Below are 25,795 nucleotides of genomic sequence, written 5' to 3'. Positions count from 1 at the left end.
AATGGAAGGCTTTCTGGCAATTTACATCTTCATGCTGGCCGCATTTACCGGCTACGAGGTCATCGCGCGCGTGCCGGTGATCCTGCATACCCCGCTGATGTCGGGGTCCAACTTTGTTCACGGCGTGGTGCTGGTCGGTGCGATGGTGGCACTTGGCAATGCTGACCCGAATGATCCGCTGCAACTGGCAATCGGTTTTGTTGCCGTGGTGCTCGGCGCGGCGAATGCGGCCGGCGGTTACGTGGTGACCGAACGCATGCTCGCCATGTTCAAGCGCGATGACCGCAAGGAGGCGGCCAAATGACCGGCGCAACTTGGTTGATCAATATCTCGTACTTCGTCGTTGCGGTCCTGTTCATCCTGGGCCTCAAGGCGATGGCGTCGCCGGTGTCGGCGCGCAAGGGTATCGTCTGGGCGGGTGCCGGTATGGTGCTGGCTACGGTCGTCACCTTCCTGACGCCGGGCATGCAGAACATGCTGCTGATCGTCTTGGCATTGGCGCTCGGCGGCTCGCTGGCCTGGTGGTCGGGCAAGGTCGTCAAGATGACCGACATGCCGCAGATGGTTGCGATATACAACGGCATGGGTGGCGGCGCCGCGGCGGCAATTGCTGCGCTTGAGTTCGCTCGTGGCCATGTCACCGGCCCGGTTGTCACGACGCTCGCGACGCTCGGTGCCTTGATCGGTGCGGTGTCATTCTCCGGTTCCTGCGTTGCCTGGGCGAAGTTGCAGGGCGTGATGCAGAAGGCCTTCCGCCTGCCCGCGCAGAACGCGGTGAACGTGGTGCTCGGCCTAGTGACGATTGGGTTTGGCGTCGCCATCGTGCTGAGCGGCCATCCGTCGCCGCTGCACATCATCCTGTTCTTTGCGCTGGCCTTGCTGCTCGGTGCCGTGCTGACGCTGCCGATCGGTGGCGCCGACATGCCGGTGGTGATCTCGCTGTTCAACGCGTTCACCGGCCTTGCCGTGGGCTTTGAAGGCTATGTGCTCGGTAACCCGGCACTGATCATCGCCGGTATCGTCGTGGGTGCTGCCGGTACGTTGCTGACCCAGTTGATGGCCAAGGCGATGAACCGCCCGCTCACCAACATCCTGTTCCAGCCGATTACCGGGGAGGCACAGGCGGGTGGCGCGATCGCCGGATCGATGAAGGAAGTGTCCGGCCTCGATGCGGCGGCGATGATGCGCTACGCACAGAAGGTGATCGTGGTGCCGGGCTACGGCATGGCGGTCGCGGGCGCGCAGCACAAGGTCTGGGAAATGGCGCAGCTGCTCGAAAAAGAGGGCGTCGAGGTGAAGTTCGCGATTCACCCGGTGGCTGGCCGTATGCCGGGCCACATGAACGTGCTGCTGGCTGAGGCGGGTGTGCCGTACGACAAGATCTTCGACCTCGAAGAGATCAACGCCGAGTTCCCGCTGGCGGATGTGGCGCTGGTGATCGGCGCGAACGACGTGGTGAACCCGGTGGCGCGCACCGACAAGTCGAGCCCGATCTACGGCATGCCGATTCTGGATGCCGACAAGGCGCAGAACGTCATCGTGATCAAGCGCGGCAAGGGCGCAGGCTACTCGGGTATCGAGAACGCGCTGTTCTACGAGGACAACTGCCGCATGCTCTACGGCAGCGCGCAGCAGGCCGTGGCGGACGTGATCGCCCATGTGAAGGAAATGGCTGGCTGATCTTCGCTGAGCCAATGAAAAAGGCGCCGAAAGGCGCCTTTTCTTTTGCACTGAGGCGCTTGTTCAGCGCCCGTTGCCACCCAGCAGCACTGGTATCGGGCGGCCTGCCTTGCGCGGCGCGCTCGGCTGGCTGATCGCCTTGCCGGCGACGACCTGCGCGGCGTCGCTCTCGGAATACGGGCGGTTGAAGTCAAAACCATCCGCTGCAAGATTCGGCTTGCGCTCCAGCGTGTCGGGGGCCGTGTGGCGCGGCCGTTCGCGATCGGGGGACGAATGGGCGCGACGATCGGCATTCTGGTTACGCAGGATCCGCCGGGCCGAGTCGGCCGTAGCGTCGTTGCCGAAACCTGGTACGACTTCTTGCGTGATCTTCAGCTTGATGAGCTTTTCGATCGCGGCAAGGCGCACGTGTTCGTCGGGTGACACCAGCGAAATCGCGTTGCCTTGCTTGCCCGCGCGGCCGGTTCGGCCGATACGGTGGATGTAGTCTTCCGCTGTCGGCGGCAGTTCGTAGTTGATCACGCAGGGCAGGTCGTCGATATCGAGCCCGCGCGCCGCTACGTCGGTTGCGACCAGCACGCGGATCGCGCCGCTCTTGAAACCTTCGAGGGCTTCGGTTCGCTGCTGCTGGTTCTTGTCGCCGTGGATCGCGTCCGCTGCGATACCATCTTTCTGCAACTGGCGCGCCAGGCGGGCGCACGCGAGCTTGGTGCTGCAGAACACCAGAACCTGGGGCGCGGCAACGTCTTCAAGCAGCAGCCAGGTCAGCAGGTCGCGCTTCACTGCGCCCGGCACCGGGTGAACACGGTGCGTGATCGTTTCGCTGACCATGTTGCGGCGAGCGACTTCGATCAACTGCGGGCTCTTGAGCATCGAGTCGGCGAGCTTCTTGATCTCGTCCGAGAAGGTGGCCGAAAACAGCAGGCTTTGCCGTTGCGACGGCAGCAGCGCGAGAATGCGACGGATGTCCGGGATGAAGCCCATGTCGAGCATGCGGTCGGCTTCGTCGAGCACGACGAACTCGACCTGGCCGAGCGCGATGCTGCGCTGTTCGACGTGGTCCAGCAGGCGGCCCGGGGTGGCAACCACGACTTCTACGCCGCGACGCAGTTCGTCGAGCTGCGGTTTGATATCCACGCCGCCGTAGATGCAGGCCGCGCGCAGCGGCAGGTGTTTGGCGTAGGTCTGCACCGATTCGTGAACCTGCATTGCCAATTCGCGGGTCGGCGCCAAAATCAGCGCGCGCACCGGGTGGCGCGCGGGTGATGCACTCGTGTTGGCCCAGCGCGAGATCTTGTGCAGCAGCGGCAGCGTGAAGCCTGCCGTCTTGCCGGTGCCGGTCTGTGCCCCGCCCATGACATCGCGCCCCTCCAGTACAACAGGGATCGCCTGACGCTGGATTGGCGTTGGCTCGCTGTAGCCCGCCTCTTCAACGGCGCGAAGCAGTTCAGGAATCAGACCGAGTTCGGAAAACGACATAGTTACCCATCAAGCGCAGTAGCAGGACGTGCCTGCAGATTTGCCGCGCGGATTCAAGAAGGGCGCGATTATAGGCCGAAGGCGGGCGCATTGCCCGATGTATTTCAGCTTGTCAAGCCAGATCGCCGCTTTGCGTTGGCCGCAAACCACGTCTGGCTCTCAATCGACGAGGTTGACAGCAACGAGACCACGCAAAGCGTTGCTGACGTAGATCGCTTCCGCACGTTCAAGATCGTGCTGGTAGAGCCGCGCTTCGGTGGCCTCGCCGGCGTCGAGCAGCGTCTGGCGCATCACCCCGGGAAGCAGTCCGCATCGGAGCGATGGCGTGAGCAGGCGGCCGTCAATCTTCAGGAACACGTTGCTGCGAGCGCCTTCGCAGAGCTCACCAGCGTCATTGAAGAACAGCGCATCAAAATGTCCGGCGGCAATTGCCTGCTGCAAGGCGAGGTCGTAGCGCTCTCGGCGCGTCGTCTTGTGGCGCAGCAGGTAGTCGTCGGCGCTCAGGGTGTCTTTGGCGAGGCAGACCGTTGCCCGCGCGGGCAAGGGATCGAGCGCCGCGTGCGTGATTGCCAGGCTACCGTCGGCCGACAGGGCCAGTCGCACCCGATGGGGCGGGCCATCGTCGGCGAGTGCCGCAGCCGTGCGTGCAAGCATCACTCGCGCGGTACCGGCATCAAAGGAAATCCCCAGCGCCGATGCGGAATCGCCAAGGCGGCGCAGGTGCCGTTCGAGCAGGGGGTACGGGTGCTTTCCGCCATCGCAGCGCAGGGTTTCGAACAGCGCGAAGTCGGGTTTGAGCTGCGTGGCAAAGCGCGCCTTGACGTGGCATTCCGCCCATTCGGCGGCGGCGTCGGAATCGGCGACGATGCCGCTGCCGATTCCCATGTGGGCCGCACCGCAGTGGTCGAGCTCCATCGTGCGGATCGGCACGTTGAGGCTGAAACGGCCACCCGGCGCGAACCAGCCGAAGGCGCCGCAGTACAGGCCGCGCGGGGCCGTTTCCAGTTCGCGGATGATCTCCATCGCGCGGATCTTCGGAGCCCCGGTGACCGAGCCGCACGGGAACAGCGCGCTGAAGATCTCGCCGAGGCCCGCGTCGACGGGGGCTGCGACGACGGTGGAGGTCATCTGATGCAGCGTTGCGTAGTCCTCGATCTCGAACAGACGTTCGACCCGCACGCCGCCCTTGGGTGCGAGCCGCCCCAGATCGTTGCGGATCAGGTCCACGATCATCAGGTTCTCGGCGCGGTCTTTGTCGGATGCCGCCAGGGCCTGCGCCTGGCCGCGTGGCGCAGTGCCCTTCATTGGCCGGGTGATCAGCCGTTCGCCTTCGCGCGCCACGAACAGTTCCGGCGAACGCGATAGGATTGCGCCGTCGGCGTGCTGCAGGTAAGCGCCGTGCCGTACCGGCTGGGCCGCTCTCAGGCGGCTGTACAGCGCGAGTGGATGGCCATAAGCCTGCGCATGGACGGGAAAGGTGTAATTGACCTGATAGCAGTCGCCTGCGCCGATCAACTGACGGATACGCTCCAGCGCAGCGCGATATTCGCGTTCATCAAGGCCGAACGTCAGCTCGCCGAGGCCGGCCACCCGTGCGTCGAGCGGGAGCAGCGCCAACGCGCACTCGATCAGCGCATCGGTCGAAGCACGGTCCAGTTCGTCGTAGCGCCGCCAGCGCCAGGCACGCAGCAAGGGCCTCCCGGCTTGCGGGTGTCGCGCGGCCAGGCTGGGCTCCAGCGCGTAGCCGAGCTCATAGTCCGCCGCGAGCGTGACCCATTCTCCGGCCGCGACGGCCGCCTCGATCGCAGCCAGCGCGCCGGGTACTGACGCACCGTCCCATGCCAGCACGATGCCTGCTGGCTGCGAAAACACACGCGTAACGCCGTCGGCGTCGAGGTTGTTCTCGAACAGCGCAATCGGAACGTTGCTGGCGAGGATGCTCGCGAGTTCGGACTGGGAGGATGAAATCGGTGTCGGCACCGGATTGCTGTGTGGCTGGAGTCCCGAGGTGATCGGGGGGTGCGGGCGACTCTACCGAGGGGGCTGTTACACAACAATCAGTGCGGCAGGATTGGCGCCGTGTAGCGGTGGGATTGTTGCGAAAGTGCCAATCCTGTAGCGGTAAACCGCAAAGCTCGCCAGTGGCTTGCGCGGATGTTGCGCTGGCGCAGCTTTGCCGCCGGTCGGGGCGCGCGGGGTACTCAGCATCGCCGGACCGAGGCCGTTAACCCTTACACGCAGCAGAACTGCCGGGCCTGTGTGGATCTGCGGCGCGGCATATCGGAGGGCGGCGAATTGGCAGCTTACGATCTGTTCGTGGTGGGCGGTGGCATCAATGGAGCGGGCATTGCGCGCGATGCCGCAGGGCGCGGCCTGTCCGTGATGTTGTGTGAGCAGGACGACCTTGCAGCGCACACCTCTAGCGCCAGTACGAAACTGATCCACGGCGGTTTGCGCTACCTCGAATACCGGGAGTTCGGCCTGGTGCGAAAGGCGCTGCAGGAGCGCGAGATCTTGCTGCGCGCAGCCCCTCACATCATCTGCCCGATGCGTTTCGTGATGCCGCATGACGAAGGCCAGCGGCCCGCCTGGATGATTCGTGCCGGGCTGTTCCTCTACGATCACCTGGCAGTGCGCGAGCGTTTGCCCGGCTCCTGCGGCGTCGATCTCCGAAAGCACCCTGCAGGGGCGGCCCTGAAACCCGCCTTTGCGCGCGGCTTTGAATACTCCGATGCCTGGGTGCAGGACGCCCGTCTCGTTGTGCTGAACGCGATGGCCGCCCGCGAACACGGCGCCCGTGTAGCCACACGCACCACCCTGGTTGAGGCGAAGCGCGAGGAGGGCGCCTGGTTGCTGACGCTGCAGGATCAGCATGGGCGGCGCGAAACGGTGGCCGCGCGTGTGCTGGTGAACGCCGCCGGCCCGTGGGTCGAGCGCTTGTTGCAACGCGTACTGCGCGTCGGCAGTGAGAAGACCGTGCGGCTGGTGAAGGGCAGTCACATCGTGTTGCGCCGTCGCTTCGAGCACCCCTATGCCTACCTCTTCCAGAACCCGGATCGGCGGATCATCTTCGCGATCCCGTTCGAACACGACTACACCCTCGTCGGCACCACGGATCTGGATTACCAGGGCGACCCGGCGGACGTGGCAATCGAACCTGATGAGGTGGGCTACCTGTGCCGCATGGCCAATCGCTACTTCCGCGATCCGGTTGGCCCGGAAGAGGTCGTCTGGCAGTTCTCCGGCGTGCGTCCGCTGCTGGACGACGACGCCGGCGAGGCCGCCAGCGTGACGCGCGACTACGCGCTGGAGCTCGACAAGGCGGGCGCGCCGCTGCTCTCAGTGTTCGGCGGCAAGCTCACCACTTACCGCAAGCTCGCGGAGGAGGTGCTCGAGCACGTCGCGCCGCTGCTCGGAAGCGCGGCGGGGTCCTGGACTGAACATGTGCCGCTACCGGGCGGCGATCTGCCCGACGCCGATATCGAGGCGTTTGTCAGGCGCCAGCTGGAACGGCGGCCGTCGCTGGCGCCCGCCTTGGTCGAACGCTATGCCCGCAGCTACGGTAGCCGCATGGACGCGCTGCTGGCCGGCGTCGAAACGATGGCGGATCTCGGTGGCGAAATCGTCAGCGGCCTGTTCGAGACCGAGCTGCGTTATCTGTTGAGTGAAGAGTTCGCGCGCACGGCCGAGGACATCCTGTGGCGACGCAACAAGCTCGGCCTTGGCCAGAGCAGCGAAGCCGCGGCAGCCTTGCAACGCTGGATTGATCTGCATGGAGAGGGGCTGGGCGCTGGCTCCACTGCCGCGTACGATCGCGGCTCCTGAGGGGGAGAAGAACGCATGGCGTATCTGCTGGCGCTGGACCAGGGGACGACGAGTTCCCGCGCGATCGTGTTCGACGAGGGCGGTGCCATCATCGCGATGGCGCAGCAGGAGTTTCCTCAAAGCTATCCGCAGGCCGGCTGGGTTGAGCACGACCCGGAGGCGATCTGGCAAAGCCAGCTTGATACCGCCCGGCAAGCGTTGTCCAAAGCGGGCATCAGCGGGCGCGACATTGCCGCGATGGGCATCACCAACCAACGCGAGACTACGCTGGTGTGGGAGCGCGACACCGGCAAGCCGATTCACCCGGCGATCGTATGGCAGGACCGACGCACGGCTGCGCGCTGCGAAGGGATGAAAGTGGCTGGCCTCGAACCGCTTTTCCGCGAGCGGACCGGGCTGCTGCTCGACCCTTACTTTTCCGGCACCAAGCTCGCGTGGATTCTTGATGCCGTGCCCGGTGCCCGAGAACGGGCGCAGCGCGGCGAATTGGCCTTCGGCACGGTCGATACCTGGTTGATCTGGCGGCTCACCGGCGGGCGCGTGCATGCCACTGATGTCAGCAACGCCTCGCGCACACTGATGTACAACATCCGCGAACATCGCTGGGACGACGCCTTGCTGGCCCATCTGAACGTGCCGCAAGCCGTGTTGCCGCAAGTGCTGCCGTCGGCTACCGATTTCGGCGAGGCGCTGCCCGAGTGGCTTTGTGCGCCGGTGCGTATCGGCGGTGTGGCGGGCGACCAGCAGGCAGCCTTGTTCGGGCAGGGTTGCACGGCTCCGGGCATGGTCAAGAACACCTACGGCACCGGTTGTTTCATGCTGATGCACACCGGCGAAACCCCTACGCCTTCGCGCAACGGGCTGCTGACGACGGCGGCGGCGCAAACCGACGCGCGCCCGCAGTTCGCGATCGAAGGCAGCGTCTTTGTCGGAGGGGCCGTCGTGCAGTGGTTGCGCGACGGGCTTGGCATCATTCGCAGCGCAACCGAAGTGGAAGCGTTGGCGCGTTCCGTGGCGGACGCGGACGGCGTCTGCTTCGTGCCGGCGTTTACCGGGCTCGGCTCGCCCTACTGGGATCCGCTCGCTCGCGGTAGCCTGTTCGGCCTTACGCGCGGCAGCACACGCGCTCACATCGCGCGGGCGGCGCTGGATTCGATCGCCTTCCAGTCGGCGGAATTGCTTGCCGCCATGGAAGCGGACGCTGGTTTGAAGATCGACGCGATGAGGGTTGATGGCGGTGCCTGCGCCAACGACCTGCTGATGCAGATCCAGGCCGACCTGCTCGGCGTGCCGGTGCTACGGCCGCGGATCACCGAGAGCACCGCGCTCGGTGCCGCACGCCTTGCCGCGCGTTTCGTTGGCATCAACGCAGCTCACGGGTCGTCGACTGGCGAGATCGAACGAGCCTTTGCACCGGCCATTTCGCGCGACGAGGCGGCGCAGCGCATGGCGCGCTGGCGCGAGGCCGTTTCGCGTAGCCGTGCCTGGGCCAGCGCGGAATGAGCGATCGCGAGAGCGGGCAAGTCTTCTCCTGGCGCAAGACGGCCGACGATCGCGTGTTCATCGACTGGCACGGTCGCACCGTCACCGTGTTGGCTGGGATCGATGCCGGCCGCTTCCTCTCGCGTATCGCAGGTGCTGATTCGGCGACTGCTCAAGGCCTGATGGCGCGAGCGACGGGCAATTTCCGTCGCGGCAACGAAGGCGGGCGCTGAAATGAGCCTGCAGTGGGTGGTGCTGTTGCTGGCAGCATTCTTCGCCGGTGCGTTGAACGCCGTAGCGGGGGGAGGCAGTTTCCTGACCCTGCCTGCGCTGGTGTTCGCGGGCGTGCCGCCGGTTGCCGCCAACGCATCCGGCACGCTCGCGCTGCTGCCGGGCTATGTGGCGAGCACGCTTGGGTTTCGCCATGAGTTGGGCGGCATTGACCGCCGGCGCCTGCTGCTGACCTTGGCGCTCAGCCTTGTGGGTGGCGCGACCGGGGCCGCGTTGCTGTTGATCACCTCGAACGCCGTGTTCCGGCGCATCGTGCCGTGGTTGCTGCTGGCGGCCACACTGCTGTTTGCGCTTGCGCCTTGGCTGCTGGCCCGGCTTGCGTCGCGCCACAACGCCGAGGCGGGAACTGCCACCACTGCGGCCGGCGTTGCCCTGGTGTCGGTCTATGGCGGCTACTTCAACGGCGGGCTCGGCATCCTGTTGCTGGCGCTGTACGGCCTCTTGGGCGAGCGCAGCCTGAATCGCGCCAATGCGCTGAAGAACCTGGTGTCCGCGGTGTTGACGACGATTGCGGCGGCGCTCTACGCGATTGGCGGTGCCGTCGTGTGGCACAAGGCGCTGCCGATGATGCTGGCGGCGGTGGCCGGCGGCTACCTCGGCGCGCGCCTCGGCCGGCGGATACCGCCTGTGATGTTGCGCTCGGCGATCGTGCTGACCGGGCTCGTGATGGCCGCGCTGTTTTTCGCAGGTGGCTGACTTCGGCTCGCCGGCCTGCTAGATTGGACACTTGTTCACCGAGGAGCCAGCCGATGAAATCAATGTATTCCCTTGCTTGCGTTGCAGCGCTGCTGCTGTCGGCTCCAGCATTTGCCTGCCCCGGTGGTGACATGGCGGATCACAAGGCGAGCGCGGAGACGAAGAAATCCGGCGCGACCAAATCCCCGGGTAAAACCGCGGACAAGAAAACCGAGGCGAAGAAGAGTTGAACCTTGATCTTCGCAACAACAAAAAGGGCCGCAATTTGCGGCCCTTTTTGTTGGGGCATCAGTACCCGTGAACGCTCAGTAGATGTGTTCCGGTGCGGGGAAGCTGCCGTCCTGCACCGCCGTCACATAGCGCGCCACGGCGTCATCGATGGTCGTGGCGCCGTCCATGAAGTTGCGTACGAAACGCGCCTTGCGGCCGGGGAAGATGCCCAGCATGTCGTGCAGCACCAGTACCTGGCCGTCGGTGTCCTTGCCGGCGCCAATGCCGATCGTTGCCATCGTGGTGAGCGCCGCGGTCAGCTCGGCTGCCACGCTTGCCGGCACCATTTCCAGCACGACCATGGCGGCTCCGGCTGCTTCCAGCGCCAGCGCATCGCTGATCAACTGGCGTGCGCTCTCTTCGGTGCGGCCTTGTACCCGGTAGCCGCCAAGCTGGTTCACTGCCTGCGGCGTGAGGCCGATGTGGGCGCACACCGGAATGCCGCGTTCGACGAGGAAGCGCACGGTTTCCGCCATGTAGGCGCCGCCTTCCAACTTCACCATGTGCGCGCCGGCGGCCATGAGCGGCACCGCGTTGCGCAGCGCCTGCTGCGGGCTCTCCTGGTAGCTGCCGAATGGCATGTCGGCCACGATCATCGGCCGTTTGCTGCCGCGCGCGACGCACTGGGTGTGATAGACCATGTGCTCGAGCGTTACCGGCAACGTGCTGCTCTGGCCTTGCAATACGTTGCCGAGTGAATCGCCGACCAGCAAAACGTCGACGCCACTCCGCTCTAGTAGCGCGGCAAAGCTGGCGTCGTAGCAGGTCAGCATCGCGATCTTGCGGCCTTCGGCGCGCATCTTCGCAAGCTCGTGCAGGGTAACGGGGCGGTCATTCTGGAGATAGGTCATCGTGGGACTTCCTGGCTGCGGACGCGGTGCGAAGCGATGCGGATTGCCGGCTCCGGAGGGCTGCCCGCCGGTCGGGCCGGTAGCCTGCGTCCTTGCGTTAGGGCGGTAGGTGGATTACTGGGCGTAGCCGAAGAATTCGCGGTAGCTGCGCATGGCCGTGAGGCGTTCGACCAGCAGTTCGAAATCATCGTCGTGATCGACCGGGTTCAGCACTTCGGCGTTAACGATGAACAGCGGTGCAGCGTCGTACTGATGGAAGAAGCTCGCGTAACGCTCCGACACGTTGGCGAGGTAGCTCTCGGTGATGTTTCGCTCGGCGCCGACGCCGCGTTTGCGTACGCGGTCCATCAGGATCTCGGGCTGCGCCTGCAGGTAGATCACCAGATCCGGGCGCGGAATCTGCGGTTGCAAGGTGGCGTACAGCCGCTGGTAGAGGCGCTCTTCGTCAGCGCCCAAGGTGAGGCCAGCGAATAGCGGATCTTTCTCGATCAGGAAGTCAGACACCACGCGGCGATCAGCCGGATGGTTGGCGAACTGCGTCAGCAGGTCGTGGCGCTGGTACAGGAAGGACACCTGAGTCGCCAGCGCCCAGCGATCCATGTTGTCGTAAAAGCGTTCCAGGAATGGGTTGAGCTCGGGCTGTTCGAGCATCAGATCGGCATCGAGCCGGCGCGCAAGGCGTTGCGCGAAGCTCGTCTTGCCTGCACCGATCGGACCTTCCACGACGATATGGCGTGCCTTGTCGAGCATGCTGTCCTGCGTCCTGAACTGTTTATCTAGACCGTGCCAAGCATACACAAGCCAGCCGTTCGCTGCTTTGACATGCTGGCGCCATGCGGCGTGCTTACTCGATCCGCTCGATCCGCTGGTCCCGCACCGACGGCAGTAAGGCTGACACCCGGCCGTGGCCCGGCAGGCGCAGGTCGGGGTCGATTTCGGCCAGTGGCACCAGCACGAAGGCACGCTGATGCATGCGCGGATGCGGCAGGATCAGATCCGGCGTGTCGAGCGTGATGTCGCCGTACAGCAGCAAATCGAGGTCGAGCGTGCGCGGTGCGTTGCGGAAGCTGCGTTCGCGCCCGTTGCTGGTTTCGATGTCTTGCAGCGCGTGCAGCAGCGACAGCGGTTCCAGCGCGGTATCCAGTGCGCCGACCGCGTTCCAGTAGTCGGGTTGGCCCGGCGCATCGATCGGCGCGGTGCGATAGTGCGAGGAGCGCGCCACCAGCCGGCTCTGCGGCAGGCGGGCAAGTGACTCGAAGGCACGATCGAGCGCCGCGCGGGGTTCGCCGAGGTTGGCGCCCAACGCGACCCAGGCGCGCACCAGCGGAATCATTCGGTGCCCGAGGCTGCGCCGTCGGCGCCACCGCCGGGTTTGCGGCGACGCCGGCGGCGTTTCTTGGCCGCACCATCGCGGTCCGGCACCAGCATGGTTTCGCGCGAATCCGGATTGGCGTCGGCAAAATCGTTCCACCAGTCCGCGAGTTCCATCGGCACTTCGCCGCTCAGCGCACGCAGGCGCAGGAAGTCGTAACCGGCGCGGTAACGCGGTTGCTCGAGCAGGCGGTGCGGTGCCTTACCGGCGCGCCGTTCGAAGCGTGGCTGCAGGGCCCAGATTTCCTTGATGTCGGCGGAAATCTTGCGCGTGATCGCGAGCTTCTCGGCTTGCTGCTCCAGCACTTCCGACATGGCATCGAACAGTGCGGCCTGCGAGGGCTCGCCGCGTGCCTTGCGTGCTTCCCAGCTCGCAAGGGCCTCATGCCAGAGCAGCGTAGCGAAGAGGAAGCCGGGTGACACCGGTTTGCCAGCGCGTACGCGATCGTCGGTGTTTTCCAGCGCGAGCCACACGAAGCGCTCGCCCATCGGTTGCTGCAGGATCACATCGAGCAGCGGCAGCAGGCCGGTGTGCAGGCCTTCCTCGCGCAGTTGCTTCAGGCAGGCCACGGCGTGGCCGCTGGTCAGCAGCTTGAGCATCTCGTCGAACAGCCGTGCCGGCGGTACGTTTTCGAGCAGCTCGGCCAGTTCCAGGATCGGCTTGCGCGCGGCAGGGTCGATGACCAAGCCCAGCTTGGCCGCCATGCGCACTGCGCGAAGCATGCGCACCGGGTCTTCGCGGTAGCGGGTGACCGGGTCGCCGATCATGCGCAGCGTCTTCTGCTTGAGGTCGCCGACGCCGTGGTGATAGTCGATCACCGTTTCGCTGCTCGGGTCGTAGTACAGCGCGTTGATCGTGAAATCGCGTCGCGTCGCGTCTTCAGCCTGCGAGCCCCACACGTTGTCGGCGAGGATGCGGCCGTGTTCGTCGGTGTTGGTGTCTTCGCTCTGCGACGCGCGGAAGGTGGAGACTTCGATCGTTTCTGGCCCGCTCATCACATGCACGATGCGGAAGCGGCGGCCGATGATGCGCGAGCGGCGGAACAACTCGCGCACCTGATCGGGCGTGGCATCGGTGGCGACGTCGTAATCCTTCGGCGTGATGCCGGCGATCAGGTCGCGTACTGCGCCGCCCACAACGAAGGCCTTGAAACCCGCTTCCTGCAGCGTGCCGCATACACGCCGGGACGCCGGCGAAATGCGATCGCGCGTAATGCCGTGCTGGGCAACCGGAATGATGGCCGGTTCGATGGAGCGAAGCGCGGTGGCGGTCACCGGGTCGCGGCGGAAAACACGGCGCAGAAGCTTGCGGATCATTGGGTGGCTATTCGTCTTTTTCTTTGAAAAATCCACTAATTGTAACAGCTGGGGCGGATTAACCACGCAGGCTTAGGATCTTCCAGCCATGGCGCTCGGCGTGTGCGCGCAAGGTTGGGTCCGGATCAACCGCGACCGGGTCGCTGACGCGCTCCAGCAGGGGCAGATCGTTGCGCGAATCGCTGTAGAACCAGGTGCGCTCGAAACTGCCCCAGTGCAGGCCCATCGATTCGAGCCAGTGTTCCACGCGCTCGATCTTGCCTGCCTGGAAGGCGGGTGTGCCACGCGGCGCGCCGGTGAATTCGCCAGCTTCCTGGGCCGGCGTGGTGGCAACCATGTGCGGTACGCCCAGCTTGCGCACGATCGGGCCGGTGACGAAGGCATTGGTGGCTGTGACCACCGCGCACATGTCGCCCGCGGCGATGTGCTGGTCGACCAGCGCCTGGGCTGCGGGCAGCCACATGCCGTCGACCCGCTCGCGCATGAACTGTTCGTGCAAGACTTCGAGTTCAGCGCGAGGGCGCTTGGCAAGGGGCCCGAGCGCGAACGCGAGGTATTCGAAGATGTTCATCGTGCCGGCTTTGTACTGCTCGTAAAACTCGGCATTGCGCGCTTCGTACTCGGTGCGGTCGACCAGACCGTGATCGACGATGAACTGACCCCACTCATAGTCGCTGTCGCCAGCGAGCAGTGTGTTGTCGAGATCGAACAGCGCGAGATTCATGAATCCTCCGGCGGGTACTGCTCGCCCTGCATCAGGTCACGCAGCAGGGGCAGGGTGGGGTTGCGGTGGCGGGCCAGCGACACGTCGTCAAGCTGATCGATGGCCGCGAGCAGTGAGGGCAGATCGCGGCGCCCGTGCCGCAGCAGCCAGCCGATCAGGTCCGGCTCGAGCATCAGGCCTCGGCTCAGCCCGTAGAGCGCCAGCATCTCTTGCTTCTGGCCGTCATCGAGCGCCTTGAGTTCGAAGATCAAGCACTGGCCGATGCGCGTTCGAACGTCTTCGCGCAGCCGCAGGGCCGAGGGCGGCACCTTGCCGGCGATCAGCAAGGCGCATTGGCGGGCCGGGGCGCGGATGAAGGCGCGAAACAGCGCGGCGGCGCCGGCGGCGTCGAGGTCCTGCGCGTTGTCGATGCACAGCAGCCCGCGCTCGGGCAGCGGGAAGTCGCCGTCCTGGACCACCTGGCCGGCGATTGCTGCTTCGCGCCCGCCTGCGCGGGTTTCGGCGAGTGCTGCCGCCAAAAGATGGCTGCAACCACTGCCGGACTCGCCCCACAAGTACACGGCCGCTGGCTGACCATAGCTTGCAAGCAGGCGGACAGTGTCGAGCGCTTCGCCATTCGCGCCGACAACAAAATTGTCGAAACGCTGCGTGCGTTCGGGGCGCAGATCCAGGGTGAGTTGTCTCACGGCAGGGGCAGGGTGCGGCGAGGCCGCGACAGGTTGGAAGATGCTGGCGACGGAAAACCCGTAACTGTAGACGGGCGAATCCGCCGACTCAACCTGAACCTTCGCCGCGCAGCGGATCGCCGCGGAAAACAGTGAGCCATTTCGCCAGCGCGCTTGCGAGTGTTTAGGATGACGGGCATGGAACTCCTTAGTCATCACTGGTCGGCCGCATTTATCAGCGCAAACGTGTTCGTGCTGTTGCACCTTGTTGCCGCCTGTTTGCTTGGCGCGCTGATTGGTTACGAGCGCTCGTTTCATGGCCGCGCGGCCGGTATGCGCACCTACGCACTGGTGTGCCTGGCCTCGACGGCACTGACCGCGGTGTTGGGATTCCCCGAGGTCTGGTACGGCGGCAAGTTTCCCCTTGTTGGTGGAGGCGATCCGACGCGCGTGATCCAGGGCATCGTGACCGGCATCGGTTTCCTGGGCGCTGGAATGATTGTTCGTGAGGGCCTGACGATCAAGGGTTTGTCCACCGCGGCGTCAATCTGGGTGACCTCGGCCGTCGGCGTGTTGTTGGGTCTGGGGTTTCACCTTGCCGCGGGGGTTTCGGCGATCCTCACGGTGTCCTTGCTCAGCGGCATGCACTGGCTGGAACGGCGCCTGCCGCGCCAGACCCTGACTCACCTAAACGTCCGCTTCCCACGCGCACGCATTCCCGACGAGACGGCTTTGCGGTTGCTCGCCGAGCGGCACGGCTTCTCGCTGCTTGAAACCTCCTACCGTCTAGGCGATGGCGGCAATTACTTCGAATATCAGGTTGCGTTGAAATCCTATGGCAAGGGGCGCAGCGCGGACCTGGCACACGATCTGGCCGCCAACGCCGATGTGCTGGAATTCCGGCTTTCGCCGCAGCGGGACTGACGCATGCTGTCGAACCTGGAACCCGAACTCGGCGCCGTCGCGGCGCATCTGCGCCGTGCGCAACGCGTTTTGTTCATTACGGGCGCCGGCATTTCGGCGGATTCGGGGCTGCCGACCTATCGCGGCATCAACGGTCTTTACGAGGATCAGGCGACGGAGGAAGGCCTTGATATTGAGGACATGCTCTCCGGCGAGATGCTCCGCCAACGCCCGGATCTGACCTGGAAGTATCTGGCTCAGATCGAAGCCGCCTGCCGCGGTGCCATGCCGAACGACGCGCACCATGCACTCAGCCACATCGAGTCCGGTGGTACTCAGGTACTGGTGCTGACGCAGAACATCGACGGCCTTCACCACGCGGCGGGCAGCCGGAACCTGATCGAAATTCACGGCAATCTGCGCCGGCTGCGTTGCACGCAATGCGGTACGCGCGAGCAGGTCGAGTCGCTGGCCGGGCGGCCGCTGCCGCCGGTGTGTCACGGTTGCGGTGCGCTAATGCGGCCGGAAGTGGTGCTGTTCGGCGAACGGCTCGACGAGCGCAACCTGGAGCGGCTGTATGCGGAGCTGGTCGAGGGCTTCGATCTGGTCTTCAGCATCGGCACCACCAGTACGTTTCCGTACGTCGTCGAGCCGGTGGCGTGGGCGATACGGGCCGGCGTGCCCACGGTCGAGATCAACCCGCAGGAGACGCAGATCAGCCCGTATGTGCGGTATCGGCTGCCGCTGCGGGCCGCAGAAGCAATGAGGGCGCTGCTTGCGCGCAGCGCCCCCGGATCTGACGAGGCTGACTGAGCCTTCCGCGCTTATGCGCGCAGGTGGAGCTCGTCGGCCGCGTAGGTCAGCGACAGCGGTTCGATGACGACCTGCTTCGGCCCGGCTTCAACGCGGCCGGCAACCCAAGCGTCGATACCCGCCGCGCGCGCGATTTCGGCGGTGCGCTCGGCATCGGCGGCTGCCACGTAGAACGCAAAACCCGCGCCCATGTTCAGGCTGCCGTAGGCCTCGCGGTCGTCGATGCCGGCCTTTTCCTGGATGAAGGCAAGTACCGGTGGCACGGGCGGCAAGGTGTGGATGCGGTAGGTGAAGCTGCCCGGGTGACGCATGATCTTGCGCCAGCCGTGGCCGGTAATATTCGCGCAGTAGTGCGGGATGATGCCGGCGGCAAACAGCGCCTCGGTCACCGGCACGTAAAGCGCGGTCGGGTCGAGCAGGGCCTCGCCGTAGAGGCGGCCATCCGACAGTTTGCTTGCGTAGCCTTCCGGCAGGCGCTCGACCAGCTTGCGCGCGAGGCTCACGCCGTTGGCGTGGATGCCGCTGGACGCGAGGAACACGATCGCGTCGCCGTCGGCGAGCTTGTCGCCCAGGGTCAGGTGTTCACGCGAGCGCACGATACCGACGGACGAAGCGGCCAAGTCGATGCGGCCCGCTTCGACGACGCCGGCCAGCGCCGGGGTTTCACCACCGCCCCAGCTCACCTTGCAGACGTCGCAGGCGCGCTGCCAGCCGTTGACCAGATCGCGCATGCGCTGCTCGTCGGCGAACCAGTCGCTGCCGCCGGCCGACCAGTAAGCGTGGATCGACATCGGTGTCGCGCCGACCGTAATCAAATCGTTCACCGCCATCGCTATCGTGTCTTGCGCGATGGAGTCGTAGTGCGTCTTGCCGGTGATCGGGCGCACCGCATCGGCGACCAACGCCTTGGTGCCGAGGCACTCGGTGATCGACGCGATCAGCACGCCGCCAACATCCATCACGTACGCCGATTCTCCGCGCGAAGCGGGGATTTCGCTCACGCCGTGCGCGGTGAGGTTACCCTTTGTGGCACTGGCGGCTTGTTGGGCGAGAATCTTGAGCGGGTCGATCTTGCTGTAGTCGACGCCGGCGGCGGTGTAGTCGAGGGGGGTCTGGCTCATGGCGGGTCCTGCGCAAATAAGGCCGCGATTCTATCGCGACCGGCACCGCCGCAGCCAGCAACACGCCGGATGGCGCTAGGCTATGCAAATTAACTCGAGCTTTGAGGCAGATCGGGGCGGGTTCTGAGCGGCTGTTCCAGACTTTTTACAAATGCTCGAACAATTAGTTTGACGGTCGAACAAAATAGGTCTAGATTTCAATCAACGGCACCGGTGCAGGGTTGCACCGGCATGAAAGGACGCTTGGACCATGTATCTCGGCATTGACCTCGGCACTTCGGAAGTGAAAGTCCTGCTGCTGGCGGACGATCACCGCATCGTCGCAACAGCGGGCGAGAAGATCGGGCTCTCGCGCCCCCAACCCCATTGGTCGGAGCAAGATCCGGCGGAGTGGTGGTCGGCCACCGGCCGCGCGATGGCGGCGCTGCGCAAACTCGTGCCGAACGAATATGCCGCGGTAAAGGCGATCGGCCTGTCGGGCCAGATGCATGGCGCGACGCTGCTGGGTGCCGAAGACCAGGTGCTGCGCCCAGCCATTCTGTGGAACGACACCCGTTCCGCCGCTGAATGCGCCGAGCTGATGAGCCGCTTGCCGGCGCTGCCGCAGATCGCCGGCAACCTCGCGATGCCGGGCTTCACCGCGCCCAAGTTGCTGTGGGTTGCGAAACATGAGCCGGACGTATTCAAGAAAGTGGCCAGCGTGCTGCTGCCGAAGGACTACCTGCGGCTGTGCATGACCGGCGAGAAGGTCTCGGAAATGTCCGACGCGGCCGGTACGCTGTGGCTGGATGTGGCCAAGCGCGACTGGTCGGACGAACTGCTCGCCGTCACCGGCCTGACCCGCGCGCAGATGCCGCGCCTGGTGGAAGGCAGTGCGGCCTCCGGCAAACTGCTGCCCGCAGTGGCCGAAGCCTGGGGGCTGTCGCGCGACGTGATCGTTGCCGGCGGCGGTGGCGACAACGCCGCCAGCGCCGTGGGCATCGGCGCGGTCGCGCCCGGCGATGGTTTCCTGTCGCTCGGCACCAGCGGTGTGCTGTTTGTCGTCACCGACAAGTTCCGCCCGAATCCGGCCTCCGCCGTGCATGCCTTCTGCCACGCGGTGCCGGGGCGCTGGCACCAGATGAGCGTGATGCTGTCGGCGGCGAGCTGCCTGAGCTGGGTCACGCATCTGGTGGGCGCGGCCAACGAGGGCGAATTGCTCGCGCAGGCCAATGCGCTGACCGATGCGCAGCGCGACGCCGCACCGATCTTCCTGCCTTATCTGTCGGGCGAACGTACGCCGCACAACGACGCCCAGGCGCAGGGCGTGTTCTTCGGCCTCAATCACGACACGACGGCCGCGCACCTCGCGTACTCGGTGATCGAGGGCGTGGCCTTCGGCACCATGGATGGCCTTGCCGCGCTGCAAGCAGCTGGCACCCAGGTTGGCCGGCTTGCGCTGGTCGGCGGCGGTTCGCGCAGTGCCGAATGGGCGCAGTTGCTGGCAAGCCTGCTCGATACTGAAATCGTCACGCTCGAAGGCAGCGAGACGGGCGGGGCGCTCGGCGCGGCACGCCTCGGCTGGCTTGCCGCCGGCGGCGCCGAATCGGAAGTCTGCCGCGCGCCGGCGATCCGTGCGCGCTATACCTCGAACATGGACCAACGCGCGCGCCTGTTGCCACGCTATCAACGATTCACTCAGCTCTACCCGCGTATTCGCGACCTCTTCGCACGCTGACGCGGCCCCCTACACCAAAGCAAAAGGAGACTCAAAATGGCTGCCTACTTCCAGAACATCGACAAGATCAAATACGAGGGCCCGGATTCGCAGAATCCGCTGGCATTCAAGTACTACGACAAGGACCGCCTGGTGCTGGGTAAGCGCATGGAAGATCACCTGCGTTTTGCCGCCTGCTACTGGCATACCTTCTGCTGGAACGGGCTTGACCCGTTCGGCGGTGACACCTTCCAGCGCCCCTGGCACCAGATCCCGAACGCCATGGAAGCGGCAATGGTGAAGGCCGACGTCGCGTTCGACTTCTTCAGCAAGGTCGGCGTGCCGTTCTACTGCTTCCACGACCGCGACGTGGCCCCGGAAGGCGCAACACCGCGCGAGAGTGTTTCGAACCTGCACCGCATCGTCGACATCCTCGGCCAGAAGCAGGAGGAAACCGGCATGAAGCTGCTGTGGGGCACGGCTAATCTGTTTAGCCACCGTCGCTTCATGTCCGGCGCTTCGACCAACCCGGATCCGGAAATCTTCGCGATGGCCGCGCTGCAGGTGAAGGAGGCGATGGACGCCACGGTGAAGCTGGGCGGCGCCAACTATGTGATGTGGGGTGGCCGTGAAGGCTACGAGACCCTGCTGAACACTGATCTGAAGAGCGAACTGGCGCAGATGGGTCGCTTCCTGAGCATGGCGGTCGACTACAAGCACAAGATTGGCCTCAAGGGCCCGATCCTGATCGAGCCGAAGCCGCGTGAGCCGTCGAAGCACCAGTACGATTTCGATACCGCGACGGTGTATGGCTTCCTGAAGCAGTACGGTCTGGAAAACGACGTCAAGGTCAACATCGAAGCCAACCACGCCACTCTGTCGGGCCATAGCTTCGAGCACGAGATCAGCACCGCGATCGCGCTGGGCATCTTCGGTTCGATCGACATGAACCGCGGCGACATGCAGTGCGGCTGGGATACCGACCAGTTCCCGAACAACATCCCGGAAACCGCGCTGGCGATGTATTACATCCTGCAGGGTGGTGGTTTCACGACCGGTGGCCTGAACTTCGACGCCAAGGTGCGCCGTCAGTCGATCGATGCCGAGGATCTGTTCTACGGCCACATCGGTGGCATGGACGTGTCGGCCCGCGCGCTGCTGATCGCCGAGAAGATGATCACCGATGGCAAGTTCGCGCAGATCACCCAGGATCGTTACGCCGGCTGGCGCGACGAGTTCGGCCAGCAAGTGCTGGCGGGCAAGCTGGGCCTGGATGCCGTGGCGCAGCGCGTGATCGACCGCAATGTCGACGTCGCGCCGAAGTCTGGCCGTCAGGAACTGATCGAGAATCTGCTCAACAGCTACATCTGAGTCGCACGCGGCTAAGGGCCGCGTGAAGGGGCGGGCCGGGGTTCCTTGGCCCGCCGCCAACGATGTTGGCTGCATTCCTTTCCCGAATCGATGGACGGAAAAGCTGATCCCGGCTGGGCGGCGTTTCCGGCGGGTGGGGCTGCGCTACGCTTCTGACGCCGAACCTGAAAAGACGCTCCCGATGATTACATCCCAATCTCTCGCCGACGCCCTTCGCATCCTCGCGATGGACGGCGTGCAGGCCGCCAACTCGGGCCACCCCGGCATGCCGATGGGCATGGCCGAGGTGGCCGTTGCGCTGTGGCACCGCCATCTGCGCCATAACCCCGCAGACCCGAAGTGGGCCAACCGCGACCGCTTCGTGTTGTCGAACGGCCATGGCTCGATGCTGCTTTACGCGCTGCTGCATCTGAGTGGCTACGAGCTGCCGCTGGACGAGCTCAAGCGCTTCCGCCAGTTGCACAGCAAGACGCCGGGTCACCCCGAGTACGGCTACACGCCCGGCGTTGAAACCACCTCCGGCCCGCTCGGGCAGGGCATCGCCAATGCAGTGGGCTTCGCGATGGCCGAGCGCCTGCTGGCGGCGGAATTCAACCGCGAGGGCTTCCCGGTCGTCGATCACCGCACCTACGTGTTCCTGGGCGACGGCTGCATGATGGAAGGCGTGTCGCACGAAGCCTGTGCGCTGGCTGGCACCTGGAAGCTGGGCAAGCTGATCGCGCTTTACGACGACAACGGCATCTCGATCGACGGCCATGTCGAGCCGTGGTTCTCGGATGACACCCCCAAGCGTTTCGAAGCCTACGGCTGGAACGTGATCCGCGATGTGGATGGTCACAGCATCGACGCGGTGGACCTTGCGCTGCGCCAGGCGCGCGCGCAGGACGAACGGCCGACACTGATCTGCTGCAAGACCGTGATCGGCAAGGGCTCGCCGAACAAGGCGGGCACGCACGACGTGCATGGCTCACCGCTCGGCGCCGACGAAATCGCGGCGACGCGTGCAGCCTTGGGTATCACCGCCGGGCCGTTTGAGGTATCGGATTCGGTGCGTGCGATCTGGAACGCGCGGGAGCAGGGTGGCGCAGCGCAAAGCGCGTGGGCCGGGCTGTTCGCGCGCTACCAGGCCGCTTACCCGGCCGAGGCCGCCGAATTCCTGCGCCGTACCAGTGGCGCCTTGCCAGCGGACTTCGGCGCGCGTGCCGACGCTGCGCTGCGCGAGATCGACGCCAAGGCTGAAACCATCGCCAGCCGCAAGGCCTCGCAGAACGCGATCCAGGCGCTTGCGCCGCTGCTGCCGGAATTCCTCGGAGGTTCCGCGGATCTCGCGCCGTCGAACCTGACGATGTGGAAGGGCTGTGTGCCGGTGCGCGAAGCCGGCGGCAACTACCTGAACTATGGCGTGCGCGAGTTCGGCATGGGCGCGATCATGAACGGCATCGCGCTGCATGGCGGCTTCCGGCCGTTTGCCGGCACCTTCCTGATGTTCAGCGAATATGCCCGAAACGCGATCCGCATGGCTGCGCTGATGAAGACCAACCCGATCTGGGTGTTCACGCACGATTCGATCGGGCTGGGCGAGGACGGCCCGACGCACCAGCCGGTGGAGCAAACCGCCACGCTGCGCATGGTGCCAAACCTCGACGTCTGGCGCCCCTGCGATGCGGTGGAAACCTTTGTTGCCTGGCGCACGGCCGTCGAGCACAAGCAATCGCCGACCTGCCTGATCCTGTCGCGCCAGAATCTGCCGCATCAGCCGCGCAGCGCTGCGCAGATCGAGGCGGTCGCTCGCGGTGGCTATGTGCTGAGCGATTGCGATGGCGCGCCGCAGGCGGTGCTGATCGCAACCGGTTCCGAAGTGGCGCTGGCGATCGACGCCCAACAGCAATTGAAGGAACAAGGCGTCGCTGCGCGTGTCGTATCCATGCCATCAACGTTTGCGTTCGACCGGCAAAGTGCAGACTATCGTGCCTCCGTTCTGCCGCGCGGCGTGCCGCGGGTGGCGGTGGAGGCAGGTGTCACCGATGGCTGGCGCAAGTATGTCGGCCTTGAGGGGGCGGTGATCGGCATCGACACCTTCGGCGAATCGGCGCCGGCGCCCGTTTTGTACGAACACTTCGGCATTACCTCGGCCCGCGTGGTCGAGGCGGTGCTCTCACTCGTCAAGGAAGCAGCATGAGTCGTCTGAAAGCGATTAGTGCCCTCGGCCAGCAGGTCTGGCTCGATTCGATCTCGCGCAAGCTGATCGAAAGCGGCGAACTGGCCCGGTTGATTGCCGAAGACGGCATCTCGGGCGTGACCTCCAACCCGGCGATCTTCCAGCAGGCGCTGGCAAAGGACCCAGCCTATGCGGCGGCCAAGGCCGCCTTGCCGGCAACGCTGACCGATCCGGAAGCCCGCTTCGAAGCGCTTGCGCTGCCGGATATCCAGGCCGCGTGTGATGCCTTCCTGCCGCTGTTCGATGCGAGCCACGGTAACAAGGGTTTCGTCAGCTTCGAAGTGTCGCCGACCCTGTCGCGTGATGCGGACGGTACCTTCGCCGCCGCGCAGCGCCTGTGGAACGCGATCGCGCGGCCAAACGTGATGATCAAGATCCCGGCCACGCCTGAAGGCTTGGTCGCGATTCGCAAGTCGATCGCCGCCGGCATCAACATCAACGTCACGCTGATGTTTTCGCCGGCCCATGTGGAAGCCGTGGCGCAGGCGCATGCCTCGGGCCTCGCCGATCGCGTTGCAGCCGGCTTGCCGGTGGCGCAGATCCGCTCGGTGGCTAGCGTGTTCATCTCGCGCGTCGACAGCAAGATCGACCCGCAGGTGAACGATGCCCTGAAGGGCAAGGTGGCGATTGCATCCGCCCGTGCCGCCTACGCTGATTGGCAGGCGCACTGGAGCGCGACGGGCGACCGCTTCGCCGCGTTGGCGGCGGCCGGCGCGCATCCGCAATGGTTGCTGTGGGCGAGCACCGGCACCAAGAATCCGGCGTATTCCGATGTGCTGTACGTCGAGACGCTGATCGGGCCCGAAACCGTCAACACCGTGCCCGAGGCAACGCTCAACGCGTTCCGTGATCACGGCAATGCGGCCGCAACGCTGGCGCAGGATCCGGCTGAGGCGCGTGCGACGCTGAAGGCGCTGGCGGAAGCTGGCGTCGACATCAACGCCGTGGGTGAGCAGTTGCAGAACGAGGGGCTGGTGCTGTTCGAGCAGGCCTTCGAAACCTTGCTCGGATCCGTCGGCGCCTGATCCCTGATTGACGCGAACGTAAGAACGGCAGCGTTCGCGCTGCCGTTCTTCTTTTGTGCTGACGGTGACCAGAAAAGCAAAAAGCCCAGCGAGGCTGGGCTTTGCGTTTCGTGCAGTTGGTGGTGGGCAGTACTGGGATCGAACCAGTGACCCCTGCCGTGTGAAGGCAGTGCTCTACCGCTGAGCTAACTGCCCAACGTGCAGCGAAGACAGCGACTATACCGTGCTCGAATTTGCAGGTCAATACTCTGCGTGATGCGCAGCTCCGCTCCGGTAGAATGGCGGTCTTTTCCGATTCCGGCCATTCATTGCCATGACTCGACGCATCCGTACCCGATTCGCTCCCAGCCCGACCGGCTTCCTTCACATTGGCGGTGCGCGCACTGCGCTGTTCTCGTGGGCCTATGCCCGCCATCACGGCGGCGACTTCATCCTGCGGATCGAGGACACCGATGTTGCGCGTTCGACCCCCGAGGCGGTGCAGGCGATCCTGGACGGCATGAACTGGTTGGGCCTGGAATGGGACGAAGGTCCGTTCTACCAGATGCAGCGCATGGAGCGTTACAAGCAGGTGATCGGCCAGATGCTGGAAGCGGGCACCGCTTACTACTGCTACACCACACCCGAAGAGCTGGATGCGATTCGCGAGGCGCAGCGCGCTCGTGGCGACAAGCCGCGCTACGACGGCCGCTGGCGTCCGGAGCCGGGTAAGGTGCTGCCGACACCGCCCGAAGGCGTGAAGCCGGTGGTGCGCTTCAAGAACCCGACATCCGGTAAGGTGGCATGGACCGACGTCGTGAAGGGCGAAATCGAATTCGACAACACCGAGCTGGATGACCTGATCATCGCGCGCCCCGACGGCACGCCGACTTACAACTTCTGCGTGGTGGTGGATGACTGGGACATGGGCATCACGCATGTGATCCGTGGTGACGACCATGTAAACAACACGCCGCGCCAGATCAACATCCTGCGCGCGCTGGGCGCCGAGGTGCCGCAGTACGGCCACCTGTCGATGATCCTGGGCGACGACGGGCAGAAACTCTCCAAACGTCACGGCGCCGTCAGCGTGATGCAGTACGACGACGATGGCTACTTGCGCGACGCGGTGATCAACTACCTCGCACGCCTGGGCTGGAGCCACGGCGATGATGAGATCTTCTCGCGCGAGCAGTTTGTCGAATGGTTCGATCTCGATCGCATCACGCCGTCCGCTGCACAGTTCAATTTCGACAAGCTCGATTGGCTCAACGCGCACTACATCAAGCAGGCCGACATCGCGACGCTCGCCGCCGATGCCACCCGTCGCCTGGCAAAGCGCGGCGTCTCACTGGCCGACGGCCCGGCGTTGGAGGCTGTTGTCGCGCTGTACCGCGAGCGGGTCAACACGCTGGTGCAACTCGCCGACTCGGTGGAGCCGTACTACATCGATGTGACGCCCTCGGCGGAACTGGCGGCGCAGCACTTCACCGACCCGGCGAAGGCCGCGCTGGCATCGCTGCGGGCTCGCCTTGCTGATGTCGCCTGGGACAAGGCAGCGCTGAGCGCAGCGATCAAGGAGACATGCACCGAGCATGGCTTGAAAATGCCGCAAGTGGCGATCCCGCTGCGCGTTGCGCTGCTGGGCGTGGCGCAGACGCCGGCGATCGACGCAGTGCTGGAAGTGATCGGGCGCGAGCGTGTGCTGGCGCGCCTGGCGCGCTTCGCTTGAGACGCACGCGCATCACGCTGGACTGGGCCGCATTTGCGGCCCTTTTTCATTTGCGGTGGCGAAATGTGAAAGAGCCGCGGGGGTTGGCCGCGGCTCTGTTGCTGCTCACCGGGTCGAGCCGGCTTCTATCGTTTCCGTTTCCGTCTATTTCTGTCAGGCAATGCATGATTGCCTGTGTGCATTGACGGCCGTATCCGGCTCGACTTTAGCGTCCGATAAGGTGACGAAATGTTTCGCAGTCTATTCGTTTGGCTTATCCACAAAAGTTGTGCATGAGTCTGTGGGT

The 25,795-nt window shown here is 65.0% G+C and carries 23 protein-coding genes and 1 tRNA gene; 13 read left to right on the top strand and 11 right to left on the bottom strand.

The window, feature by feature from the left end:
- Position 1: 1 nt before the first annotated feature.
- A complete protein-coding gene (locus tag ACE3P0_RS11630) occupies positions 2-304 on the top strand; it encodes an NAD(P) transhydrogenase subunit alpha (protein WP_172199144.1) in 303 nt (100 codons plus the stop codon).
- Positions 301-1,680 carry an NAD(P)(+) transhydrogenase (Re/Si-specific) subunit beta gene (locus ACE3P0_RS11625; protein WP_374402784.1) on the top strand — a complete coding sequence of 460 codons (1,380 nt, stop codon included), beginning with the start codon at positions 301-303 and terminating at the stop codon, positions 1,678-1,680. Before ACE3P0_RS11630 ends, ACE3P0_RS11625 begins: the two co-directional genes overlap by 4 nt.
- A 63-nt stretch (positions 1,681-1,743) precedes the next feature.
- Here ACE3P0_RS11625 and ACE3P0_RS11620 read toward each other — a convergent pair whose 3' ends face one another.
- Both ACE3P0_RS11620 and pabB read right to left on the bottom strand, forming a co-directional pair.
- Positions 1,744-3,159, bottom strand: a complete 1,416-nt coding sequence (locus ACE3P0_RS11620) for a DEAD/DEAH box helicase (protein ID WP_374402783.1) — start codon at positions 3,157-3,159, stop codon at positions 1,744-1,746.
- Between the two features lie 159 nt (positions 3,160-3,318).
- The gene (gene pabB, locus ACE3P0_RS11615; protein ID WP_374402782.1) at positions 3,319-5,139 is read right to left on the bottom strand and encodes an aminodeoxychorismate synthase component I; all 1,821 of its coding nucleotides are present in this window, start codon (positions 5,137-5,139) and stop codon (positions 3,319-3,321) included.
- A 315-nt stretch (positions 5,140-5,454) separates the two neighbouring features.
- Here pabB and glpD point away from each other — a divergent pair, with 315 nt between their 5' ends.
- The 4 genes from glpD to ACE3P0_RS11595 are packed head-to-tail and all read left to right on the top strand — an operon-like array spanning position 5,455 to position 9,453.
- Positions 5,455-6,984: a glycerol-3-phosphate dehydrogenase gene (glpD, locus tag ACE3P0_RS11610; protein WP_374402781.1), complete on the top strand. Its 1,530-nt coding sequence runs from the start codon at positions 5,455-5,457 to the stop codon at positions 6,982-6,984.
- A 15-nt stretch (positions 6,985-6,999) separates the two neighbouring features.
- Positions 7,000-8,487, top strand: coding sequence for a glycerol kinase GlpK (gene glpK / locus ACE3P0_RS11605; protein ID WP_374402780.1), 1,488 nt, complete (start codon positions 7,000-7,002; stop codon positions 8,485-8,487).
- On the top strand, positions 8,484-8,699 hold the full coding sequence (locus ACE3P0_RS11600; protein ID WP_374402779.1) for a hypothetical protein: 216 nt from the start codon (positions 8,484-8,486) through the stop codon (positions 8,697-8,699). The genes glpK and ACE3P0_RS11600 overlap by 4 nt, the downstream gene beginning before the upstream one ends.
- Position 8,700: 1 nt before the next feature.
- A complete protein-coding gene (locus ACE3P0_RS11595) occupies positions 8,701-9,453 on the top strand; it encodes a sulfite exporter TauE/SafE family protein (protein WP_374402778.1) in 753 nt (250 codons plus the stop codon).
- Between the two features lie 139 nt (positions 9,454-9,592).
- Here the strand turns inward: ACE3P0_RS11595 and ACE3P0_RS11590 are convergent, their stop codons facing one another.
- From ACE3P0_RS11590 to ACE3P0_RS11560, 7 genes are all read right to left on the bottom strand, one after another.
- Positions 9,593-9,742: a hypothetical protein gene (locus ACE3P0_RS11590; protein ID WP_374402777.1), complete on the bottom strand. Its 150-nt coding sequence runs from the start codon at positions 9,740-9,742 to the stop codon at positions 9,593-9,595.
- A gap of 16 nt (positions 9,743-9,758) precedes the next feature.
- The gene (gene panB / locus ACE3P0_RS11585; protein ID WP_374402776.1) at positions 9,759-10,574 is read right to left on the bottom strand and encodes a 3-methyl-2-oxobutanoate hydroxymethyltransferase; all 816 of its coding nucleotides are present in this window, start codon (positions 10,572-10,574) and stop codon (positions 9,759-9,761) included.
- A 114-nt stretch (positions 10,575-10,688) separates the two neighbouring features.
- Complete coding sequence (locus tag ACE3P0_RS11580) at positions 10,689-11,324, bottom strand: deoxynucleoside kinase (RefSeq protein WP_172199173.1); 636 nt, start codon at positions 11,322-11,324, stop codon at positions 10,689-10,691.
- Positions 11,325-11,418: 94 nt separating this feature from the next.
- Entirely contained in the window at positions 11,419-11,907 is a 489-nt protein-coding gene (gene folK / locus ACE3P0_RS11575) for a 2-amino-4-hydroxy-6-hydroxymethyldihydropteridine diphosphokinase (protein WP_374402775.1), read from the bottom strand.
- The gene (gene pcnB, locus ACE3P0_RS11570; RefSeq protein WP_374402774.1) at positions 11,904-13,262 is read right to left on the bottom strand and encodes a polynucleotide adenylyltransferase PcnB; all 1,359 of its coding nucleotides are present in this window, start codon (positions 13,260-13,262) and stop codon (positions 11,904-11,906) included. The genes folK and pcnB overlap by 4 nt, the downstream gene beginning before the upstream one ends.
- Before the next feature lie 58 nt (positions 13,263-13,320).
- Positions 13,321-13,986, bottom strand: coding sequence for an HAD family phosphatase (locus tag ACE3P0_RS11565; RefSeq protein WP_172199179.1), 666 nt, complete (start codon positions 13,984-13,986; stop codon positions 13,321-13,323).
- Positions 13,983-14,672: a DnaA regulatory inactivator Hda gene (locus tag ACE3P0_RS11560; protein WP_374402773.1), complete on the bottom strand. Its 690-nt coding sequence runs from the start codon at positions 14,670-14,672 to the stop codon at positions 13,983-13,985. Before ACE3P0_RS11560 ends, ACE3P0_RS11565 begins: the two co-directional genes overlap by 4 nt.
- A 168-nt stretch (positions 14,673-14,840) precedes the next feature.
- On the opposite strand from ACE3P0_RS11560, the gene ACE3P0_RS11555 reads away from it, so the two are divergent.
- Both ACE3P0_RS11555 and ACE3P0_RS11550 read left to right on the top strand, forming a co-directional pair.
- On the top strand, positions 14,841-15,575 hold the full coding sequence (locus ACE3P0_RS11555) for an MgtC/SapB family protein (protein WP_374402772.1): 735 nt from the start codon (positions 14,841-14,843) through the stop codon (positions 15,573-15,575).
- 3 nt (positions 15,576-15,578) lie between these two features.
- Positions 15,579-16,367 carry an NAD-dependent deacetylase gene (locus tag ACE3P0_RS11550; protein ID WP_374402771.1) on the top strand — a complete coding sequence of 263 codons (789 nt, stop codon included), beginning with the start codon at positions 15,579-15,581 and terminating at the stop codon, positions 16,365-16,367.
- An 11-nt stretch (positions 16,368-16,378) separates the two neighbouring features.
- Here the strand turns inward: ACE3P0_RS11550 and ACE3P0_RS11545 are convergent, their stop codons facing one another.
- Positions 16,379-17,488 carry an AIR synthase-related protein gene (locus ACE3P0_RS11545; RefSeq protein ID WP_374402770.1) on the bottom strand — a complete coding sequence of 370 codons (1,110 nt, stop codon included), beginning with the start codon at positions 17,486-17,488 and terminating at the stop codon, positions 16,379-16,381.
- Between the two features lie 250 nt (positions 17,489-17,738).
- Between ACE3P0_RS11545 and xylB the strand changes: the two genes are divergently transcribed.
- The 4 genes from xylB to tal all read left to right on the top strand — a co-directional run bounded on the left by xylB (position 17,739) and on the right by tal (position 23,798).
- Positions 17,739-19,205, top strand: a complete 1,467-nt coding sequence (gene xylB / locus ACE3P0_RS11540; RefSeq protein ID WP_374402769.1) for a xylulokinase — start codon at positions 17,739-17,741, stop codon at positions 19,203-19,205.
- 36 nt (positions 19,206-19,241) lie between these two features.
- On the top strand, positions 19,242-20,555 hold the full coding sequence (gene xylA, locus ACE3P0_RS11535; protein ID WP_183632858.1) for a xylose isomerase: 1,314 nt from the start codon (positions 19,242-19,244) through the stop codon (positions 20,553-20,555).
- Between the two features lie 181 nt (positions 20,556-20,736).
- Positions 20,737-22,734, top strand: a complete 1,998-nt coding sequence (tkt, locus tag ACE3P0_RS11530; protein WP_374402768.1) for a transketolase — start codon at positions 20,737-20,739, stop codon at positions 22,732-22,734.
- Positions 22,731-23,798 carry a transaldolase gene (tal, locus tag ACE3P0_RS11525; RefSeq protein ID WP_374402767.1) on the top strand — a complete coding sequence of 356 codons (1,068 nt, stop codon included), beginning with the start codon at positions 22,731-22,733 and terminating at the stop codon, positions 23,796-23,798. Before tkt ends, tal begins: the two co-directional genes overlap by 4 nt.
- A gap of 120 nt (positions 23,799-23,918) precedes the next feature.
- Here tal and ACE3P0_RS11520 read toward each other — a convergent pair.
- A tRNA-Val gene (locus ACE3P0_RS11520) sits at positions 23,919-23,993 on the bottom strand.
- Positions 23,994-24,111: 118 nt separating this feature from the next.
- Between ACE3P0_RS11520 and gltX the strand changes: the two genes are divergently transcribed.
- Positions 24,112-25,509 (top strand): glutamate--tRNA ligase, encoded by a 1,398-nt coding sequence (gene gltX / locus ACE3P0_RS11515; RefSeq protein WP_374402766.1) that lies wholly within the window; start codon positions 24,112-24,114, stop codon positions 25,507-25,509.
- The last annotated feature ends 286 nt before the right edge of the window (positions 25,510-25,795 follow it).

The sequence above is a fragment of the Niveibacterium sp. genome (assembly GCF_041909475.1).
GTDB lineage: Bacteria > Pseudomonadota > Gammaproteobacteria > Burkholderiales > Rhodocyclaceae > Niveibacterium.
This window is presented reverse-complemented; position numbering and strand designations above follow the sequence as displayed.